General features: G+C 60.5%; 15 protein-coding genes and 1 pseudogene. 8 read left to right on the forward strand and 8 right to left on the reverse strand.

Annotation, left to right across the window (positions count from 1 at the left end; translation table 11 throughout):
* Positions 1–34: 34 nt before the first annotated feature.
* Together V5N12_RS01320 and V5N12_RS01325 are read right to left on the reverse strand one after the other, a co-directional pair.
* Entirely contained in the window at positions 35–961 is a 927-nt protein-coding gene (locus tag V5N12_RS01320; protein ID WP_332897349.1) for a PLP-dependent cysteine synthase family protein, read from the reverse strand.
* A 324-nt stretch (positions 962–1,285) separates the two neighbouring features.
* A complete protein-coding gene (locus V5N12_RS01325; protein WP_332897350.1) occupies positions 1,286–2,134 on the reverse strand; it encodes a hypothetical protein in 849 nt (282 codons plus the stop codon).
* Between the two features lie 201 nt (positions 2,135–2,335).
* On the opposite strand from V5N12_RS01325, the pseudogene V5N12_RS01330 reads away from it, so the two are divergent.
* Positions 2,336–2,482 (forward strand): annotated as a pseudogene (locus V5N12_RS01330) (divalent metal cation transporter); the annotation flags it as partial.
* Between the two features lie 162 nt (positions 2,483–2,644).
* Here V5N12_RS01330 and V5N12_RS01335 read toward each other — a convergent pair.
* A complete protein-coding gene (locus tag V5N12_RS01335) occupies positions 2,645–2,935 on the reverse strand; it encodes a PadR family transcriptional regulator (protein ID WP_332897352.1) in 291 nt (96 codons plus the stop codon).
* A gap of 285 nt (positions 2,936–3,220) precedes the next feature.
* Between V5N12_RS01335 and V5N12_RS01340 the strand changes: the two genes are divergently transcribed.
* Positions 3,221–3,661, forward strand: coding sequence for a YybH family protein (locus V5N12_RS01340; RefSeq protein WP_332897353.1), 441 nt, complete (start codon positions 3,221–3,223; stop codon positions 3,659–3,661).
* 105 nt (positions 3,662–3,766) lie between these two features.
* On the opposite strand, the gene V5N12_RS01345 is transcribed toward V5N12_RS01340, so the two are convergent.
* The 3 genes from V5N12_RS01345 to V5N12_RS01355 all read right to left on the reverse strand — a co-directional run bounded on the left by V5N12_RS01345 (position 3,767) and on the right by V5N12_RS01355 (position 6,930).
* The gene (locus V5N12_RS01345) at positions 3,767–5,056 is read right to left on the reverse strand and encodes an LVIVD repeat-containing protein (RefSeq protein WP_332897354.1); all 1,290 of its coding nucleotides are present in this window, start codon (positions 5,054–5,056) and stop codon (positions 3,767–3,769) included.
* A gap of 128 nt (positions 5,057–5,184) precedes the next feature.
* Complete coding sequence (locus tag V5N12_RS01350; RefSeq protein WP_332897355.1) at positions 5,185–5,571, reverse strand: hypothetical protein; 387 nt, start codon at positions 5,569–5,571, stop codon at positions 5,185–5,187.
* A 180-nt stretch (positions 5,572–5,751) separates the two neighbouring features.
* Entirely contained in the window at positions 5,752–6,930 is a 1,179-nt protein-coding gene (locus V5N12_RS01355; RefSeq protein WP_332897356.1) for a sensor histidine kinase, read from the reverse strand.
* Positions 6,931–7,111: 181 nt separating this feature from the next.
* Between V5N12_RS01355 and fer the strand changes: the two genes are divergently transcribed.
* Positions 7,112–7,759, forward strand: coding sequence for a ferredoxin Fer (fer, locus tag V5N12_RS01360; protein WP_332897357.1), 648 nt, complete (start codon positions 7,112–7,114; stop codon positions 7,757–7,759).
* Between the two features lie 7 nt (positions 7,760–7,766).
* Here the strand turns inward: fer and V5N12_RS01365 are convergent, their stop codons facing one another.
* Positions 7,767–8,762, reverse strand: a complete 996-nt coding sequence (locus tag V5N12_RS01365; protein WP_332897358.1) for a halocyanin domain-containing protein — start codon at positions 8,760–8,762, stop codon at positions 7,767–7,769.
* 5 nt (positions 8,763–8,767) lie between these two features.
* A complete protein-coding gene (locus V5N12_RS01370) occupies positions 8,768–9,916 on the reverse strand; it encodes a multicopper oxidase domain-containing protein (RefSeq protein ID WP_332897359.1) in 1,149 nt (382 codons plus the stop codon).
* A gap of 208 nt (positions 9,917–10,124) precedes the next feature.
* Here V5N12_RS01370 and acs (V5N12_RS01375) point away from each other — a divergent pair, with 208 nt between their 5' ends.
* The 5 genes from acs (V5N12_RS01375) (at position 10,125) to V5N12_RS01395 (ending at position 18,346) form a co-directional block, all read left to right on the forward strand.
* The gene (gene acs, locus V5N12_RS01375; protein ID WP_332897360.1) at positions 10,125–12,062 is read left to right on the forward strand and encodes an acetate--CoA ligase; all 1,938 of its coding nucleotides are present in this window, start codon (positions 10,125–10,127) and stop codon (positions 12,060–12,062) included.
* A gap of 145 nt (positions 12,063–12,207) precedes the next feature.
* Positions 12,208–13,950: a bacterio-opsin activator domain-containing protein gene (locus tag V5N12_RS01380; RefSeq protein ID WP_332897361.1), complete on the forward strand. Its 1,743-nt coding sequence runs from the start codon at positions 12,208–12,210 to the stop codon at positions 13,948–13,950.
* Positions 13,951–14,163: 213 nt separating this feature from the next.
* The gene (acs, locus tag V5N12_RS01385) at positions 14,164–16,152 is read left to right on the forward strand and encodes an acetate--CoA ligase (RefSeq protein WP_332897362.1); all 1,989 of its coding nucleotides are present in this window, start codon (positions 14,164–14,166) and stop codon (positions 16,150–16,152) included.
* A gap of 59 nt (positions 16,153–16,211) precedes the next feature.
* Positions 16,212–16,670 (forward strand): DUF4212 domain-containing protein, encoded by a 459-nt coding sequence (locus tag V5N12_RS01390; protein WP_332897363.1) that lies wholly within the window; start codon positions 16,212–16,214, stop codon positions 16,668–16,670.
* The gene (locus V5N12_RS01395; protein ID WP_332897364.1) at positions 16,667–18,346 is read left to right on the forward strand and encodes a sodium:solute symporter family transporter; all 1,680 of its coding nucleotides are present in this window, start codon (positions 16,667–16,669) and stop codon (positions 18,344–18,346) included. The genes V5N12_RS01390 and V5N12_RS01395 overlap by 4 nt, the downstream gene beginning before the upstream one ends.
* The last annotated feature ends 1 nt before the right edge of the window (position 18,347 follow it).

The following is an 18,347-nucleotide window of genomic DNA, read 5'->3' on the forward strand; positions in this document are numbered from 1 at the left end:
AACGTCGCTCATGACGCTTCGAAGTCGAAGCGAATCACTGTGTTTTCGCGAAGAGGTCGCCCTGTAGGTACTTCAGGCCGGTATCGCAGGCAACGGTGACGACCACGTCGTCTGGGTCGCGCTCGCGTGCGATTTCCACCGTCGCGGCGAGGTTCAACCCCGTGGACAGCCCCGCGAAGAGTCCGTCCGTCTTGGCGACTCGCTGTATCATGGCACGGGCCGCTGCCTCGGATGGCGCACGAACGTCGTCGTAGGGCTCTGTCTCGAAGATGGGTGGATGCACGCCAACGGCGATTCCCTCGATGTGATGTGGTCCAGAGTGGCCCGCACTCAGAAGTGGGGATTCAGCCGGTTCGACGGCGGTTATTCGAGCACCCGCTGGTTTGAGCACCTGTGCGTTCCCGGTCAAGCAGCCACCCGTCCCGTAGGACATCACGAAATCGGTCACGTCGGGACAATCTTCGAGAATTTCTGTGCCCATCTTTGTGTAGCCCTCAAGGAGATACGGGTTCTCGAACTGATGGGTGTGGTACGCGCCGGTTTCTGTTTTCACGTCTTCGACGTATTCCATCATGTCGTCTACGATACCTGGATAGACGCTTCCGTCGGGCGTTTCGTGGACGATGACTGCTGCGCCGAACGCTCGCATCGTCCGAATCTTTTCCTGGGCGAAGCAGTCTGCGGTCACCATCGTCGTCGGATGGTCCATGACGGCGCAGACGAAGGCGAGACTGGAGCCCGTTGACCCACCAGTATACTCGACGACACGTTGACCGGGTTCGAGCAGTCCGTCACGACGTGCTCCTCGAATCATCGCCAGCGCGAACCGGTCTTTCATGCTCCCCGTTGGATTCCCCCCTTCCCACTTCACGAAAATGCGTGCGCCACCCTCTGGACGGATGCCGGGGAGTTCGATGAGCGGCGTGTTTCCAACGGCTTCGATGACGGAGTGGGCGTGCATGCTAGGTACTCGATGCGTGCGCTGAAAAAGACAGGTCTCGGTTCCATCGCATACGAGACACGCCTCGCGTTCGCGGTCATGACGACGTGTGTAGCACGCCAAAACGGAAGAAGGAACCCGAATCTATCACCTTCATCGCGGTAACTGCGACGTTGGGAGGGCGTCTATGCGGTCAGCCTACTGCGTGCACCGGTACCGCTTGCGGAGTGCAACAACGCCACCATCTGCAGCATCCACTTCCTGACAGATGATGGTCAGGTTTCAGTGACCGTGTTGCATACAGGGTGCGTCGTCAGCAACGGGGCCGAACCCTTCGAGAGTCGTTCACCGACGTTCCATACCGAGATACAACACCAGTGTGGCACCCAGATACAGTACCATCCCGCCGACGACACCCCAGGTCAGTATGTTCGACGTGTCGAAGTTATCCCAGGCTCTGAGGACACCAATCAGGACCAGCGTGAATCCCAGCACCTGACTCTGGAGCAGGATCCGGGCAGCACTCCAGCGCGCATCGAGGGCGACAGCGACGTTCACGACACCGAAGAGCGCGAACCACCCTGCCAAGATTCGAGCCGTAAACGGGGAGACGGTCCACGGCCAGACCTCGATCATCAGTTCGGGGATGACGAACAGGGCGACGGCACTGGCTGTGACGACGAGTCCGAGGCCACCACCGAGGACGCGGACGGCTTGAGGAAGCGTGGGCTCACCGGCCGTCAATTCGCCAGTATCGGTCCACCGGTTGTGCGCCCAAACAACGGGAATGAGTACCGGTGTTACTGCGTAGAGAACTACCCAGAGGACGAATGTGAAGTGATTGTGATTGAAATTTTCCCAGTGGAGCACAGTGGCGATTGCCATGAGCCACGTGAAGACGGCGATGCCGAGGAAGACTGGAGCGACAGCGTGCCACGTGTCAACGGTCGAAACGCGATAGAAGAAGTACACGCCTGCTCCGTAGCCAGCACCCATGATGATGGGCGTCATCTCGGGCCGGATCGTCCACGCGAAAAACTCGGTGGTCCGAGCTGGGAGTCCAAATAAGACCAGAAACGCCGCAGCCAGAAACGGGATGATAACGCGCGCAATCCAGCGAGTACTGGGGAACACGCGATCGTCTTGGACCGCGCCATCCCTTCCGCTTCGAAGTGCCGATTTCCAATCGCTCATCGTCCCCTATCCATTCGACTATTGATTGCTTACGTGTTCGCCTCCTAACGATGGATAGAGACTCGGTATTCAGCAGAGAGGTTATATTGCCATCTGAGGGTTTCACGCCGGGTGTAGAACATTGAGAGGCAGGTATCTCCCCGTGACGTGCGTCGAGTGCGACGGAGACTGCGTCTGCTTTTCGGAGGGGCACGACCATCCGCGAATGGGAGTATGGCGTTCGGGGTTGCGCTCACCGCGGCTGGGCTCTCGTCGTCGCTCGTGGCGACGATGGCGGGACAGACGGTCATGGACGGCTTTCTCGATTTGAACGTGAACGTCTGGCTTCGACGGTCGGTAACGCTCGTTGTAGCGAGTAACTAGCGGGTGGAGAGCCTGAATTTGTAGATGACCGAATGGAAAGTGAATAGAGAGGGGCGCAGACAGCGTGCCAGCACGCAGTCGCAACGAGACGCTGACGCAGGGGGAGTCCTCTTTGGAGCCGGAAACCGACGCTAACCGATTGAGCGCTCAGAGCATCGGTGAAGTGACTTCTGCGTGGTAGCTCTCACGCCAGTTTGCGTATTCGACCAGCGCGTTTCTCCCGGCGTCAGTAATCGTGTAGTAGTTCGTGCGGCGGTCGATTGCACCCTTTTCTACGAGTTGCATTTCGACCAGCGTATCGAGGTTGGGGTAGAGCCTGCCGTGGTTGATGTCGCCGAGGTGGGTTTCGAGTTCTGTCTTGATGTCTTGGCCTGAGGGCTTCGTGTGTCCTGCGATGACGGTCAGGAGGTCGCGTTGAAAGCCCGTGAGATTGTGCATTTGCACCATGATACAATACCCATGGTAATGACGATGCTTTGTTAGGAGGGGGTTTCAAGCGCCGTGAGTGTGTTCCAATTCGTTCCATTCGTGGAACGGTTAGTCAAATTACAAGATGGTTTAAGTGGATATCCATGTGGAACAATCCCCGCCAGCGCTGGAATTAACGCAGAAAAAACGGAGGACGCGACTGCCAAGACATTCTTTTGGCCGATGAGAAATCGTATAGATAAGAAGTATGACATTTAAGCCCTCAGCATGCATCTAGGCGTACGGGTGCCACACATGGCAATCAAACAAGCAGATACAGGGGTTCGGGCGGCGTCGGACAAATTCTACAAGGCGTTAGGACAAATGGCAGCCGGTAACGCAGAATCGATGGCAGAGATCTGGTCACATCGAGATGATGTTACGACCATGCATCCGATTGGCGGCCGTGAAGTCGGCTGGGAAGCCGTCAAAGAGCCGTGGAACGCAGTCGCGGGCCTTGCTGAGAAGGGGACGGTTACGCGCAAAGACCAGTTCATCCGCGTCATGGGTGACGTTGCCTACGAACTCACGACCGAGCAGGCTTCGATGACGCTCGGCGGCCAGTCGCTCGACGCAGAATACCGGGCGACCAACATCTACTCCCTCGAAGATGGTGAGTGGAAAATCGTCCACCACCACGCAGACCTAGACCCGAAGTTTGTCGAACTTCTCGAAGGGCTTGAGCGTGGTATATAAGTCAGTCGAATGCATGAAGCGCGTCCGCAGTCTTTTTCGATAGCAGTGAGCCTGAAGGGACAAACTAACCGTTTGAAAAATGAGCGGCCCGCGAGGCGTGACCGGTTACTTGCCGTTGTTGCGCGAAGGCGTCACTTTGAACGTGTAGATGCCGGTCGTCATGTCGCTTGCAACAACGAGGTCACGCGCTTCGTTGTAGTTTGCACCCCACGCGTTCGGGGCCGAGCCGAGCCACGCTGCACCGTTTGCTTCGGCTGCCTTGTCGTCGGTTTCGTAGATATCGACCGGAACCGGGTCGGTCGGGTCGCTCATGTCGTAGACGACCACGCCTTCGTGGTAGCCGCCGTCAACGAGGAGCGTCGTGTCGTCTTTCGAAATAACGTCGTGGTTGTGGGTCGTCCAGTCGTAGGTTTCGCGGTCGTCGTCGCCTTGATATTCGGCGTTCGGTGAGTAGGTGAACCCGATGTGTTTCGGATTCGCCGGCGAGCCGTCGCCCCACCCGATGTCGAAGATGTGCTTGCCACCGGGCCAGCCGTGGCCGATTTCGTCGCCGACGACGGCGAGTCCGCGTTCGGGGTCGTAGTTCGCGTAGTGACAGCTCTCGAAGCCAGGTTTGCCCTGTTCGAGGCGTTCTTCGCTGTAATCTGGCAAGCCTTCGTAATCGAAGCGACCGACTTCCGTGGGTTCTGTCGGCGTGCTCACATCGACGATGACGTAACCATCGAGGCCACCGCCGATATACGCACAGTGCATGAACTCCGTGTCCGGGTCGATGACCAAATCGTGGAGGGCACCAGCCGGGCCTCCTTCACCGAGTTTCGTTGGGTTCCACGGGTCGCTCACATCGAAGATATCGTATCCCGTGTTTGCTTCGTCGTCGTGTCCGCCGTGGGCGTTGGTCGTGTAGACGATGTCCGCATTGGGATGACAGAAGATATTGTGCGTATCTTCTGCGTCCAACCGACCGATTACCGCAGGGTTTTCAGGAGTGGCGTCTCCGTAGCCGTAGTCAATGATTTCGACGCCGCCAACGCCTTCGTCGTCGTTAGGCTCTTGACTGCGATAGTAGAGCCCGTCTCGCGTGTCGAATTTGACGTCCGCATTTCGCGTGTGCTCGGAAGATGGCACACGATGAACCTCGGTTGGCTGTGTCGGATTCGTAATATCGACAAGGAAGCTACCACCTTCGCCAAGGAAGCTCCCGAGGACGGCGAAGTGGCCGTCGCCTCGGACGTCTACTTCGGCGTAGCTTCCGGGTGGGTCAGAGAGCAACGAGTGGCCTAACTTCTTGATGTTGCCTTTTGGCTTCGCTGCGCTGGCGCTCCCGATGCCGAATCCGAGTACACCGCTCGCACCGAGGAGCTTGAGAACCGTTCGCCGTGATGCACCAGTCATGTTATATCTCTAATCAATAGACTCTGGATAAAAATGGTTTTGGGCGAAATGATCCGTGTCGAGTGCTGGCGTGGCGTCGCCCCGGAACCGAAACGAATCGACCCGCGTCACGGAGTGAGATTGGCGTTCTAGCGCCCTGCGTCGGAGAGTTCCATCCCGTGTGGGCGAATGTCCAGATAGAGGCTCGGGGCACCGTTTTCGGAGACGGTCCACGAGTAGGTCTCGTCGAACGTGTCTTCGACAATCACGTGTATCTCGTAGGAACCAGCGGTATCCATCGGATTTAGCATCTGTTGTGACTCACCAGTGGCGAGCCTGATCGTCTCCTCGTAGGCGAGCGACTCGTCCGTACTGTGGTGCACTTCGACGGTGACCACGATCTCTCGGTCGAAGCCGTTTTCGACGGTCACAGTCGCAGGTTCGTCATCGAGGAAGCCGGTACAGCCAGCGAATGTTGCAGCGAACGCTGTCCCTGAGAACGCGAGGAACGTCCGTCGAGTGAGAGTTGGCGTCACATCGACCGTGACGCCTCAAGAGAAGATATAGATTATCTTACACCTAACGTCCATTTCACGATACGTGTGAACATAGGGCGTGAAGATGACGGGGTACAGAACCTGGGTGAGCCATCCAAATGGCGGATATCCCACCGATTTCTCGTTAGGAAGCGGAACAAACCGATTCAGCCGACGTGGCTATACGGGAGAAACCAGTTCAGCAGGTGGTTCGGGGCGGGTCTCCGCCGCCCGCTGAAGCTCGATGATGAACGTTGCCCCCTGTGGCTCTGTATCTTCGATTTCGATGGAGCCGTTGTAGACGGTCATCATCGAATCAGCGAAAAAGAGGCCAAAGCCACTGCCTGTCGATTTGACGTGGCCAGTTTCGCCTCTGCGAAAGATGGCTTGCTTTCGCTCGTCTGGAACCCCCGTGCCGGTGTCAACGATGCGGGTCGTGACCGTGTCGTCGTCAGCCTCCACGCTGACGGTGATGTGCAGGCCTTCGGGGTCGTTGTGTTCGACGGCGTTCGTGAGCAGGTTGCCAATCACTTCGCTCAACAGTTCGTCTGCCCTGACGAACACCTCGTCTTCGACGTGAACCTCGAAGGTTGTGGCCGGATATGTCGATTTGAGTCGGTCGACTTCTGTGTGAATCGTCTCTGAGAGTTCGATTGCGGTGAGTTGGGGTTTGCTGTCCGAGGTGAGCGCGTTGAGAATCGACCGGACGCGCTGGACGATTGTCACGACATCGTCGCTCCACTTGAGAATCGTTTCCGCCTGTTTGCGGTGGTCACCGTCGTCCAGTTCCTCATAGAGGATTTCTGCCCGCCCGCCGACGACGGTCATGCCGTTTAACACATCGTGGCGAAGGATGCTGTTGAAGAACTCGAGTTGGTCGTTTTGATACTCAAGTTGCTCTGCGCGAATGACGGCCCGCTCTGCGAGGCGTTCGCGTTCGATGGCGCGTGCCTCGATGACCCCAATGAGGAGACCGCCCCCAGCGCCGAGACACGACATAAATCGGCCCCATTGGATGTACCCACTGACCTCGTCAAGTGGCGGTGTGACAAACATGACGATGATATTAATCCCGAGGATGACTATCATGCTCGCGAAACACCACAGCACGATTCGCCAGTAACGTTGTGGGTCTATCCAACTCCGTTTGAGCCAGTAGCCACCGAAAAACAGGCCCAGAATTATTGGCATCGTAATCGCCGTATTCGTGAGCAGTTGATAGACCGGCTCCGTTTCCCCCATCGCGTTTACAATCATCCACTCGGCAGGAAACGAGAGGAGAAGCCCTCCACTTAGTCCCATGATGAGATACGGGACTTTCGTAGCGTGTGGAAGTTCCGAGAGGGGAGTGCGAGCCATCGTATGTCATAGTTACCGGTCTGACACATGTACTTTTCCACTATTGTGAAGTTCAAAATTATTTGAATGAGCGCGCTTCGAAAGAACGAGCACGGCAGTCACCAAGCACGACGGCGACAGCACACGGGAGCGCCGGGCAGTTGCCAGAGAGGTTTTAAGCGACGAATTGCTTACTTCGAGTGTGGCGTCCCCGTTCGATATTCTCGGGATTGAGTCGGATGCAGACGAGGCGGAGATTGTCGAAGCGTACAGAGCGCGAGTCAAAGAAGTCCACCCAGACCGTGGTGGCTCTGTCCGCGAGTTCAAAGCCGTCCAGACAGCGTACGCACAGATTGAGGCGGGCTACGATCCCACGACCGAATCAGACAACGAGCAGGCTCCAGAGCCGGCAGAAGACGAGCGCGAAGAGACGAAAGTCGAGTTTCTCAACTACGAGGTGTTCGACGACTTCGGCTGGGAGATTACCGACGCAGAACTGTTCTCGAAAGCCGCGAGTGAAACGCTCATGCCAGCGGATTACGGCGAGCTACTCGCCCACCCGCGCGATTCGCTCTTAGAAAGCGCAGAAGAAGTCGGCTTCTCGTGGCCGTTTGCGTGTCGGGGCGGTGCCTGTGCGAACTGTGCAGTCGCGGTCATCGAAGGCGACATGGAGATGCCGCCAAATCACGTCCTCTCGCCGTCGATGATGGAAAACGGCATTCGCCTCTCGTGTGTGGGGCGGCCGTGTACTGACGAACTCAAAGTCGTGTTCAACGTCAAACACCTGCCCGGGCTCGACGAACTCAAACTGCCCTCACAACGCTTCGAAACAGCAAAAGCAGAGGAATGACGCGTGCTTAGGCGTCGGTTCGGGTGGTGTCTTTTACGTGCTGGCGCAGGCCGTAGAGGAACGGCGCGCCGAGGACGGTTGCGACTCCGCCCGTGACGACTTTCCCAAGCGGCGAGAGCACGGGGTCTGGCCCGTTTCCGACGAGGACGACCCCACGCATACCCTGTTCGCCGTAGGCCGTACACTCGTAGGTGCTGAGGCCGTGGCCGCCGAACTCAACGGCGAAGCGATTGCCCGCGCCCGTGAGGAGGTCGCTGTGATACCCGAGGTCGGGGTCGGCCACGTCGTATGCTTTGTCGCCGACCCACTCCCAGACGACAGTGGTTCCAGGATCGACGTGGATGGCTGCGGGTTCAAAGGCGAACGCGCCGCCATTTCCGTCCGCACCAACGTCGACCGTCACCTGCTCTTTGCCGCGCATATCGACCACTTCGTCGTAGTTGTCCGTCCCCGAGAGCCACCCGTCGAAGGTCTCTTTCGGGGCGGCATCGCCTCCCGCCTCGCCAGCGGCCGCGCCGAGTGCGGCGTCTGCGTCGCCAACGACGAGCGCGCCTTTCATCCCCATCATCTCGTGGGGCGCACAGGCGTAGCGAGTCACGCCCGCGGCGTCGGGGACGAACTCGAACGTCTCGCCCGCGGTCGAGTAGAACTCAGATTCGAACGATCCGTCTTTGGCGACCACGTTGTGCATCCCGCCCTCGCCGGTCCACGTCCAGCGAACGGTGGTTCCGGGGTCTACGCGGACGGCTGCCGGTTCGAAACCGAACGACCCGCCGTTTCCGGCCGAACCGACCGCGATATCGACCGTTCCCTTCCCGCGCAAATCGACGAGTTCGGTCACGTTGTCGGTGTTCGCAAACCACGTTTCGAGGCTCGAATCAGCCTGCGCGGCGACCGGCTGGCTGAGCAGATTCACGCCGAGCGCGCTCCCGGCCGCGACGCCCGCGGTTGCGGCGAGAAAGCGGCGACGGGCGACGGGCAGTTGCGTGTTGTCGGACGCCATCTCTCTCACCCCTCGTACCCCGCGTACTCCATCAGACTGCGGAAGATGTCCGTGTCCATCGCGTCTGTGTAGACGATACCCGTGAGCATGCCGCCGGGGTAGCTGTCACCGTTGCGGACGTGGTCGACCTTGTGGCAGTGGACGAGGTAGATGCCGGGGTCTGCGTCGGCCTCGAACTCGATGGTGTAGCGCTCTGCGGGAGCGACGTTCACCACGTCTTGGAGGAACTGGAGCACCTCTGGCATCGGGCTGCCGTCCTTCTCGACGATCTTGAATCGGTGGTTGTGGATGTGCAGCGGGTGGCTCATGAAGCCCGCGTTCACCCAGTGGATGCGCACGGTGTCACCGGGTTCGACGATGAGCGGCGACCCCGTCTCGGGGTGGAGCGTCGCGGGCGCGGACTTGCCGTTGATGGTGAAGGCATCCGCGTGGCGCGACGAGAGCGAGTACTGGACGTTCTCGCCGCCGTGCTGGCGCGAGAGGCGGGTGTCCCACTCCTTGACCGTCATGAAGTACTCCTTGTCGGCCTCCTCGTACCCCTTCGGGTCAACGCGGAGAATGCCGTACATCCCCATCTCCATGTGCATCGGCGTCTGGTAGTGGCAGTGATAGAGGTGGGTTCCCGGGACGTTCGCCGGGATGGTGTAGGTGTGCGATTCGCCGGGCATGACCGTCACGCCCGTCGTCGTCGGGACGCCGTCGTTCTCCCACGATTTGCGTACGCCGTGGAAGTGAAGCGTGTGGGGAACCTGCATCTCCGAGTTGTCGAGTGTAATCTTCAGTTCTGCACCCTCGGTGCACCGAAGAATCGGGCCGGGAACGCTCGGGACGCCGTCGTCTGCCTGAAACGCCCACGTGACTGGGAGCGTGATGGGGCCGTTCATCGTCTCGCCGGGGTGGATATGGTGGCGCGCCATCACGGACTTGATGGTGACCTCGTGGCCGCGCTCATCTAAGTTCACAACTTCGGGCTTTCCCGTCTCCGGCAGGTCGGGATACGCGCTATTTTGTGAACTCGTGAGCGGAACCGTCCGCGCGGTGGGCTGTGAAACCGCCGTACAGCCCGCGGTTGCAAACAGCCCGGCACTACCGGTCGCGGCGAGGAATTTTCGACGGGAGATGCCAGTTCCAGGTGCACCAATTCTGTCACTCATACAGGTTATTCTACGAAGAAGAGGGTCTTAATCGGGGAAACTGAATCTCAGGGCCTGAGAATAGCGAAAAGCGTGACAGTCTCTTGCACGGTCGGGCGTGGGTGCAGGCTGTGCCCTCACTGTGAAGAGGGTGGTCGGATAGGATTGTATCAATTAACCACAAATTAGCAGTACAGTTTTTGTGACCCTCCACACTGATGTAAGGCACATGGACAACGGCAGGAGTCGGTCGGAGAACGCCTTGTCACCGCCCAGCGAGTGGGTCGCTCCACCGAGCGCGTTCGTCGCACAGGCGAACGTCACAGACGAGGGCATCTACGAAGAGTTCGAGGAGAACTGGCCTGCGTGCTGGGAGCACGCCGCGACACTCCTCGACTGGAACCGTCCCTACGAGCGCGTCCTCGACGACAGCGACGGGTTTCGCTGGTTTCCCGGCGGAAAGCTGAACGCCTCGTACAACTGCGTAGACCGCCACATCGAAGCCGGTCGGAAGAATCAAGCGGCGCTCACCTGGGAGGGCGAACTCGGGGAGACGCGAACCTACACCTATCAGGCGCTTTCGCGCGAGGTGAACGCCTTCGCGGCGGCACTACGAGAGTTGGGCGTCGAAGAAGACGACGTTGTCACCCTCTACATGCCGATGATTCCCGAGTTACCGATTGCGATGCTCGCGTGTGCCAGAATCGGCGCACCGCATTCGGTCGTCTTCGCCGGCTTCTCCGCGGACGCCCTCGCCACGCGAATGGAAGAATCCGGCTCGGAACTCATTGTCACCTGCGATGGCTACTACCGCCGAGGCAACGCCATCACGATGAAAAACACCACGGACAACGCCTGTCTCGCCGTCCCACAGACAGTCGAACAGGTCGTGGTCACCCGCCTCGGCAACGACGATACCCTCGACCGCCACCACGACTACTCCGCGCTCGTCGACGCCCACGAAGGGGAGCGCGTCGAACCCGTCGCCCGCGACGCAGACGACCTCCTCTTTTACATCTACACCTCGGGGACGACCGGCGAGCCAAAAGAGGTGCGCCACACCACCGGCGGCTACCTCTCACACGTCGCGTGGACGGCGCGTTCGGTGCTCGACATCAAACCCGAGGACACCCACTTTTGCTCTGCGGACATCGGCTGGATTACCGGCCACTCCTACATCGTCTACGGCCCGCTCGCCCTCGGCGCGACGACCGTCCTCTACGAGGGCACGCCGAATCAAGCCGAGAAAGACCGGCTCTGGGAGATTATCGAGCGCAACGCGGTGGACATCTTCTACACCGCATCGACCTCCATCCGGACGTTCGTAAAGTGGGGTGCTGAGTACCCAGAAAGCCACGACCTCTCCTCGCTGCGCCTGCTCGGCACCGTTGGTGAGCGCATCGACGCCAACGCGTGGCACTGGTATCACGAACACGTCGGTGGTGGTGCGTGCCCCATCGTTGATACGTGGTGGCAGACCGAGACCGGCGGCATGATGGTCACCACGCTGCCGGGCGTAGACCGGATGAAACCCGGTGCAGTGGGCCGACCACTGCCGGGTATCGACGCCGACATCGTTTCCGAACGCGGCGAGACGGTCGCACCCGGCGAACCCGGACGCCTGCTCATCACGAAGCCGTGGCCGGCGATGCCACAGGGGTTTTGCGATGACGAGTGGGCAGTCACCGACCACGACGCCTACGAGGCGGGCGCGTGGCACTACGTCACCGGCGACCGCGCCGTCGAGACCGACTACATCCAGTTGCTCGGCCGCGAAGACGACGTGGTGAACGTCTCGGGGCATCGAATCGGGACGAAAGAAATCGAGTCGGCCATCGTCGATGTCGAGGGCGTCGCGGAGGCCGCCGCCGTTGCCGGACGACGCGACGTACAAGGGCGAACCATCCACGTCTACGTCACGCCAGAGCGGAACGTCGTCGGCGACGAACAGTTAGAGCAGGCGGTGCGGGATGCCGTTGCGGACGCAATCGGTGAGATTGCCATCCCAGAACGGATTACGTTCGCGCCCGCACTCCCGAAAACGCGATCGGGAAAAATCATGCGTCGGCACTTAGAAGCCATCGCCAACGGCGAGCAACTCGGTGACACGAGCGCGCTTCGCAACCCCGAAGTCGTCGGTGAACTCGAATCCATCGTCGACGAGTGAGCGTTTCGGAGAAATAGAGAAACGCGAAGGAATTTTCCGAGAACGTTCGGGAGAAGCCGCGCGAACAGTCGCAAAACCCGACTGTGGTCCAACAGAATCAGGGAAAGAATTAACTGCAGCTCTTTTGAAAAAGGTGAATGACAGTATGTCCCGCACAGCGCGTTCGACGGTGCTCACGCCCGAGGCGTTCGAGCGGCTGAAGCGAGCGACCGAAACCTACCGCGAAGACCTCGTCGTCACGCTGATGGGGGACGCCGGACTCAGGCCGAGCGAGGTGGTCTGCGTTCACCCGAGAGACCTGTCCACGCGCGAGCGCGGCGGCGGGTCACACGCCCTTTTGACCGTCGGAACCGACCAAGAGAGCCGGGTGGTGTATCTGCGCCCGGCCGCGGCTCACGACCTTCGGAAGTACATCTCGGTGAACGACATCGGCCGAGACGAACCGGTGTTCGACGTGAGCGCACGACGCATCCAGATGCTCGTCTCGGACGTGGCCGCTCGGACGGACGACGCGCGCTTGCAGTCGGTTTCCTCGCGTGATTTACGCCAGTACTTCGCCCATCGCTTGCTAAAAAGAGAGCGCATCCACCCCCAAATCGTGCGGGCGGTCGGCGGGTGGAAGAGCCTCGAAAGCTTAGACCACTACTTCGAACCGCCGAGCGAGGCGGCGATTATCGACGCCTTCACTGCGGAATCGAGGGGCCAGCGCCAGCCCGACCGCCCACCCGCCACACCGCAGGCCGGGGGCGATGCGGAGTTGGGCGACTGCATGGCGACGCTTGGCGCGTCTCTGACGGAGGCGACGACGCGTACGGAGGTCGAACGGGCCACCTGTGAAGCGCTCGCGGGCGTCTACCACACGGCGTGGGTGTGTGACGAACAGGGCGTTCCACGAACCTACGCGAACCACCGCGACGAAGGCGACGTCGACTTACGCGAGGTGGTAGACGAGGCGGGCGGGTTCGACAGCTTCGAACAGGAGGCAGAAACCGTCGTCCTGCGAAACGTCATGACCCACGTCAGCGGGCGGTTGACCGGGTGTGCACTCGTCGTCGCGCCACTCAAATCGAGCGACCGCGTCCACGGCCTGCTCTGTGTGGCCCACCAGACGGTCGAATCCGGAGACCGCGAGTTCGTCGCAGACGTCGGCAGACGAGTTGGTGAGGCCATCACGTCGCTCGAACGCAAACGGCTGTTGCTCGCGGATACGGGCGTCGAGTTGACGTTTCGCAGTACCGATACCGAGGACTTTCTGGTGGCGACCTCCCACGACCTCGGCTGTCGGTTCGAGCTCGAAGGCGCGGTGCCCGTCGAAGCAGACGCCCTGCTGTATTTCGTCACCGTCCGCGACGCGGACGTGCGCGCGGTGCTCGACCGTATTTCGAGCGCGTCGGGCGTCACCGAAGGCCGGCTGATTGGCGACCACAGCACGGGCGCGGTGCTCGAACTCGTCGTGCGCGACCAGACGTTCATCTCTGCGCTCGTAGACCGAAGCGGCACGGCCCAGAAACTCACCGTCGAAGACGGCGTTGCGGAGATTGCGGGCGTGTTCTCTCGGCGCGTCGATATTCGCTCGGTGGTCGAAACCCTCACACAGGAGTTCCCCGAGTCAGAACTGGTCGCAAAACGCGAGATAGAACAGCCGACCCAGACCACGGCGGGCGTCCGACAGGTGATGGAAGACAGTCTCACCGAGAAACAGCGCTCGGTGCTCCGGGCGGCGTACTTCGCTGGCTACTTCGAGTGGCCGCGTGGTTCGACCGCAGAAGAACTCGCGGCGTCGATGGGCGTCTCCTCACCGACACTGCATAACCACCTGCGAAAAGCCCAACAGAAGGTACTCACCGCGGTCATCGAAGATACAGACAGCACCGTCCGCGACGCCTGAACACATACGCAAACCAGACTTTCTTTCGCAGACAGGAAACGGACACTAACTACTTAGAGACGCGACGGCGGGAACGACAGCGCGTCCGTGGCTGTGACTCGCCAGAACGCCAAAAACGACCGCGAAAGCGCCGCATGCGGTTGTGTGTGAACAATTGGGATAGTTAGTTACACCACTTATTAGGGAACATAATGGTTGTTAACTCGGCTCACCATGTCGCACGACACAGACGCCGAACTGGAGGCTCGGTTGGCAGAACAAGAGCGATTCAGCCCGCCTGAATCGTTCGTCGCACAAGCGAACGTCACGGACGAGGGCATCTACGAAGAGTTCGAGGAGAACTGGCCCGAGTGCTGGGAGCAGGCGGCGGCGCTCCTGGACTGGGACGAACCCTACGACACCGTGCTCGACGATTCGAACCCGCCGTTTTTCGAGTGGTTCACGGGCGGCTCGCTCAACGCATCTGCGAACTGCCTCGACCGACACCTCGATGTACGCGGCGACGAAGCCGCCATCGAGTGGATTGGCGAACCGACCGAGGAGGAAAATCGCACCTACACCTATCGGGAGTTACACCGCGAAGTAAACGAGTTCGCCGCCGCACTCAAAGACCTCGGTGTAGCAGAGGATGACGTTGTCACCCTGTACATGCCGATGATTCCCGAGTTGCCGATTGCGATGCTCGCGTGTGCCAGAATCGGCGCACCGCATTCGGTCGTCTTCGCCGGCTTCTCCGCAGACGCCCTCGCCACGCGGATGAACGCCGCAGACTCGGAGTTCCTCGTCACCTGTGACGGCTACTACCGCCGGGGCGACCCCCTCGAACACAAGGAGAAAGCCGACGAGGGGCTTTCGGGCGTCGAACACGCGGTCGAAACCGTCGTCGTCGACCGGCTCGATGACGACTACGACCACCCGATGGAGGCGAATCACCACGACTACGACGACCTCGTGGAGGCACAAGCAGGGATGACGGTCGACCCCGTCTCCCGCGACGCAGAGGACATGTTGTTCCTCATGTACACCTCGGGGACGACGGGCCAGCCAAAGGGCGTCAAACACACCACGGGTGGCTATCTCTCGTGGGCGTCCTGGACCGGCCAAGCCGTCCTCGACATCAAGCCCGAAGACACCTACTTCTGTGCCGCAGACATCGGCTGGATTACCGGCCACTCCTACATCGTCTACGGCCCGCTCGCGCTCGGGACGACCACGATGATGTACGAGGGGACGCCAGACTACCCCGAGAAAGACCGCCTCTGGGAGATCGTAGAGGAGTACGAAGCGAACCAACTCTACACCGCGCCAACGGCGATTCGCGCGTTCATGAAGTGGGGGTCCCAGTACCCAGAAAGCCACGACCTCTCCTCGCTGCGCCTGCTCGGCACCGTCGGTGAACCCATCAACCCACGCGCGTGGAAGTGGTACTACAAGTACATCGGCGGCGAGGAGTGCCCCATCGTCGATACGTGGTGGCAGACCGAGACCGGCGGCATGATGATTACGACGCTGCCCGGCGTCTCCGAGATGTCGCCCGGGTCTGCCGGACCGCCGCTGCCCGGACTCGACGTGCGCATCGTGGACAACGATGGCGAACAGGTCAAACCCGGCCGCGCGGGCTATCTCACGGTGAACAAGCCGTGGCCCGGCATGCTCCGGACGCTGTATCGCAACGACGAGCGCTACATCGACGAGTACTGGCGCACCTATTCTGACGTAGACAGCGACGACCCGGACGACTGGGTGTACTTCCCTGAAGACGGCGCGAAGATTTCTGAAGACGGCTACATCACCGTCCTCGGCCGCGTCGACGACGTCATCAACGTCTCCGGCCACCGCCTCGGGACGATGGAAATCGAATCGGCTATCGTCGGCGTCGAAGGCGTCGCAGAGGCGGCGGTCGTCGGCGGCCACCACGACGTGAAAGGCGAAGCCGTCTACGCATACGTCATCACCGAAGACGGCTACGAGGGCGACGACGCGATGGCAGAACGCATCATCGAAGGCGTCAACTCGGCCATCGGCCCAATCGCCCGCCCAGAGCAGGTCGTCTTCACCCCCGAGTTGCCCAAAACGCGCTCTGGGAAAATCATGCGCCGCCTGCTCGAAGACATCGCAAACGGCGACGAACTCGGAAACACCTCGACGCTCAGAAACCCCGAGATTGTCTCTGAAATCGCGGCGAAGGTAAAGAACGACTGACTCACCAGTCGCGCTTTTTTCACACAATCGGCTCACACGACCACTGCACACTACGACCTATGGAAGAAAAACACACACATGATACGGCGGATGCACCGCGGGTCGAACCCGACGGAGGCACGCTCACGCAGGCTGCAAAGAAACACCGGAACACAGACTACCTAGACGAAGAGGTGAACCTCCTCAAACCGAGCACGCCCTTCATGCGAGACCACCTCAAAGTGGTCTGGGCCAGTTTCGCCATCTGGGCGCTCATCGTCTTCGGCCCGGTGACGGCGACGGCACTCGCCCCTGAAGCGATGACGGTGACGATGCCGGTCATCGGCTTCCCGCTGCACTACTTCCTCATCGCCTTCGGTGCACCGACGGGCGCGCTCATCCTCGCGGCCATCTACGCCCGTCAACGCGATAAACTCGACCAAAAATACGGAATCGAGCACGGCACCACCGGGACCAAGCAGACAAAAAGCAGCAAACAGCGCGATGTAGAGGCCACTGACGGCGGTGTCGAACAATGATACTGCCACTGCAAGCAGAAGCCCTCGACATCTCGTTCAAGCTCGTTCCGGCCATCATCGTCTTCCTGATGATGGCGTCGTTCCTCGTCATCGGCTACATCTTCAAAGTGGCAGACACTGAGGGGATGTGGGTCGCTGGACGGGGCATTGGCAACATCGAGAACGGGATGGCAATCGGCGCGAACTGGATGTCGGCTGCATCCTATCTCGGTCTCGCTGGACTCGTGGCGTTGGCTGGCTTCTACGGGCTCGCGTTCATCGTCGGCTGGACGACCGGCTACTTCGTCCTGCTCATCTTCCTCGCCGCGCAGATGCGTCGGTTCGGGAAGTACACGGCACCCGACTTCGTCGCAGACCGATTCAACTCACCGACGGCGCGTGCGCTCGCAGCATTTACGACGCTCCTCATCGCGTACGTCTACTCGGTCGGACAAGCCCGCGGGATGGGACTCGTCGGCCAGTACGTCTTCGGCCTTGACATCATTCCGATGATTATCGTGATGATGACCATCACGGTCGGCTATCTCGCGCTTTCGGGGATGCTCGGCGCGACGAAGAACATGGCCGTCCAGTACGTCATCCTCATCGTCGCGTTCCTCGCGGGCGTGTACGTCGTTGGCTTCACGCAGGGCTACTCGACGATTCTCCCGCAAATCGAGTATGGCCTGCTCATCAACGAACTGGGTCGCCAGTTCTCAGAACCGTTCCAGAACGCCTCGTACTACATCTGGGTTGCGACGGCGTTCTCGCTCATCTTCGGGACGTGTGGGCTACCCCACGTCCTCGTGCGCTTCTACACGGTCAAAAGCGAGCGGACGGCGCGCTGGTCGACCGTCTGGGGGCTGTTTTTCATCCTCCTGCTGTACTGGGCCGCGCCAGCGATGGCGGCGTTCGGCGTCGACCTCTTCGCAAAAGTCAACAACATCTCGCCTGATGCCGTCTTCAGTGGTGCACAGGCGATGTCCGGCGCGGAAGGCGACGTCATCGTCGTCCTCGCCGCGCAGTTCGCCAACCTGCCGCGCTGGTTCGTCGGCCTCGTGGCTGCCGGTGCGATGGCCGCGGCGATTGCGACCACGGCAGGCCTGTTCATCACGGCGTCGTCGGCGGTTGCACACGACATCTATTCCGAACTCATCAACCAGGACGCAACCCAGCGCCAGCAGGTGCTCATCGGTCGGGCGACCATCATCGGGATTGGCGCACTCGTGACCGTGACCGCGTTCAACCCACCGGCGCTCATCGGTGAGCTCGTCGCCTACGCGTTCTCGCTCGCCGGAACCGTGCTGTTCCCGATGTTCTTCCTCGGTCTCTGGTGGGAGAACACCAACCGAGAGGGCGCACTCGCCGGGATGACCGTCGGGCTGCTCCTCTGGATAACGTCGGTTATCAACAGCGTGCTCCCGGCCTACGTACCGTTCCTCGCAGACATCGCCGGTGGGTCCGGAAACGCGCTCATCCCGATTTACGCCCAGTACGTGCCCCCGATTGGGGCCGCGCTGGTCGGCACGCCGCTCGTCTTCCTCGTCACCATCGCCGTCTCGCTGGTGACGCCGGAACCATCGCTTGAGACGAAACGGATGGTTCGCCAGTGTCACAGCCCAGAACCGATGGGCCAGCAACAGAGCGCAGAAGACATCGTCTCAAGCAGCGGCGGTAAAACGCCCGCTGACGACTAAC

It is taken from the genome of Haladaptatus sp. CMSO5, assembly GCF_036689885.1.
Taxonomy (GTDB): Archaea; Halobacteriota; Halobacteria; order Halobacteriales; family Halococcaceae; genus QDMS2.